General features: G+C 62.4%; 3 protein-coding genes. 1 reads left to right on the plus strand and 2 read right to left on the minus strand.

Features of this window, described 5'->3' with window-relative positions; all coding sequences use genetic code 11:
* Positions 1-909 (minus strand): dynamin family protein (locus ACE3UY_RS00675; protein WP_374685631.1); only part of this gene is annotated, 909 nt, incomplete at its 3' end.
* Positions 910-1143: 234 nt separating this feature from the next.
* Between ACE3UY_RS00675 and ACE3UY_RS00680 the strand changes: the two genes are divergently transcribed.
* Positions 1144-1743 (plus strand): N-acetyltransferase family protein, encoded by a 600-nt coding sequence (locus ACE3UY_RS00680; protein WP_374685632.1) that lies wholly within the window; start codon positions 1144-1146, stop codon positions 1741-1743.
* On the opposite strand, the gene sppA is transcribed toward ACE3UY_RS00680, so the two are convergent.
* A partial coding sequence (gene sppA / locus ACE3UY_RS00685) for a signal peptide peptidase SppA (RefSeq protein WP_374685633.1) occupies positions 1711-2497 on the minus strand: 787 nt, incomplete at its 5' end. The genes ACE3UY_RS00680 and sppA overlap by 33 nt on opposite strands.

Raw genomic sequence — 2497 nt, forward strand, 5'->3', positions numbered from 1 at the left:
CCAGTTGACGGCCGAGAGCGACTTCATCTCGTCCACGCGCTGGCGACCGGCGTCTGTCACCAGGACGATCATGGCGTCCTCGCGCTTCATCTCTTCCAGCGTGATCGCCTCGTGCAGCCGCATGCCCGCGCCCAGACCGGGTACGTCCACGATGCGCAGGTAACCGTTCATCAGCAGATTCGGCTGGCCCGTCTTGGGTTGGATGCGGAAGGTGGCCGATTTGATCAGGCGAATCTGGCGCTGCTGGCTGCCCTTGAAGCCGTCCTCGCGCAGGTGCTTCAGCGACTCCTCGTTTGCCAACGGCAGGCTGACGGGCGGCGGCGTGCCGGCCTTGAACAGCTCTTTGTTGTTCTCGTAGGAGTCGATGCAGTCGAGCAGGATGTCGAGGTATTCGTCCCGCTCGGTCTTGGCCTGGTCTTTGCGCGACTCTTCGAGGGCTACGATGTCCTTGCGGACCTGCTCGCGCTCGCCGGCGTTGCTGATGTCGAAGCTCTCGATCTCGGCCAGCTGGCACAGACGACGGACGCGCTCGACGAACTCGTCCTTGCTCCAGTAGCTCAACACCAGCGACTCGGCCTCGCCCTCGTTCGCCTGCTCAATGTAGACGATGGTTCCGGTGACGGCCGTGACGGCCCCGGTCGGCAGCAGGTTGCGGCCCAACAGGGCGTTGATCAGCGTGCTCTTGCCCACGCCCGTGCCGCCGAAGAAGACGAGCGTGTAGGTGCGCTGGGCCAGAATTTTCTGGGCTTCGTCGATGCTAAATTGGGCCTGAGGCACAGCCCGAATGAGATAGTCGCGGGTTCGGTCGATCGTCTCTTGAAGGTCAACCCATTGCTCGACCTGCGCCGGATTGATAAAGGGTAGCTCCGCCAAAGAGGCGCGGAGGGATTCGTAATCGTTCTTGCTCATATTCTGTTTCTTACCTCGCCAGAATTCAGCACGGCCCGCGCGGTTCGCCGGCACGTGTCGCAGCCTAACATGCTACCTACAGTACGCGAAGCGCCCATCAAGGTTGCGCCCCCGCTCCATTGTAAAAAAGGCGTTGGAAAACCGCCGCCCGCTTGATTTCCACCCCCCACTATGCTATACTCTTTATGACGCAATGCGTCATATACGTGATGCGTCGATATGTGAGTGTAGAGTATGCCAACTAAACCTACAGTATACACCTTTACGACAAAGAACGGCAGCCCGGTGCGCGTTCGGCCGCTCGAGCCGGAGGATGCGCCCTATCTGGTCGACCTATTCGAGAACATGGGCGAGGATAGCCGCTACCAGCGCTTCTTGCAGGCGCTGGGCAAGCCCGAAATGGAGCGAGTCTGGAGCGAGGCCGAGCATATCGCCGGAGATGCTCTCATCCACGGGCGCGGCTTGCTGGCCTTCTGTGACCGCACCGAGCGGCCGGACGTGCCCGTTGCTGCGGCCCGCTTTGTGGAACTGGCCCCCGCGCAGGCCGAGATCAGCATCTCGGTGCGCGACGACATGCAGGGCACGGGCATCGGTACGAAATTATTGGGATTGCTCATCGATGAGGCGAAGATCAGGGGGATTACCCAATTAGTCGGCCTGGTGCAGAGCGATAACATGGCCATGTGGCACATGCTGAAGAAACAGGGCTATCGCATGACCCGCCAGCCGGATGGAACCTATACCTTCATGACGCTCCACCTGGACCAGCCCGAGGCCCAGATGGACGCGGCGGCGGAATTCTCACCGGAATCGTATCTCACATGGTATAAGTAAGAGCGGCTGTCCGCTCCATGCGCGCAAGCGTTCGCCGGTCAGGAGATGGGCCACCTCCTCAATGGCCCCTCCGTTCGTAGTCAGGCGATTCATCACCGAATGGGGCGCGTACTCCAAGTCAGAAGGACGGCGCTCAATTGCCTGGCGACGAGCGGGATAGACGGCATAGTCGGAACTGCGGGCGAACAGGTTAACAGTGGAGATGGCGTATACGTCATCGACCGGCAAGGCGGCCAACTCGGCCGCCTTTTTGATCGCGTCGAGGAAGTCGCCGTGGTCGTCCACCAGCCCGCGCGCCTGCGCTTGCCGGCCCGTCCAGACCCGCCCGCCGCCAATGGCGTCCACTTGCTCCGCAGTCATCTTCCGGCCGCGGGCTACCACGTCCTTGAACTGCTGGTAGATATCGCTGATGGTGCGCCAGAAAATGGCCCGCTCCTCGGCCGACATCGGGCTGGTGTCCCGGTAGAGGCCGGCGTGCTCGCCTCGCTCCAGGCTGACCCGATTGAGCGACAGTCGCTCATAGAGGCCGTCGGCGCTCAGCTTGGCCGTGATGACGCCAATGGAGCCGGTCAGCGTCGCTCGCTGGCTCATGATGTGGCGGGCGGGCGCGGCGACGTAGTAGCCGCCGGAGGCGGCCATGTTGCCCATGTAGACAACGACCGGCTTGCGGGCGGAGAGTAGCTCGATCTGCCGGCCGATCAACTCCGAGGCCAGCGCCGAGCCGCCGCCGGAATCGACGTGGAAGACCAGCGCG

It is taken from the genome of Promineifilum sp. (SeqCode) (genome assembly GCF_041918635.1).
Classification (GTDB): domain Bacteria; phylum Chloroflexota; class Anaerolineae; order Promineifilales; family Promineifilaceae; genus Promineifilum.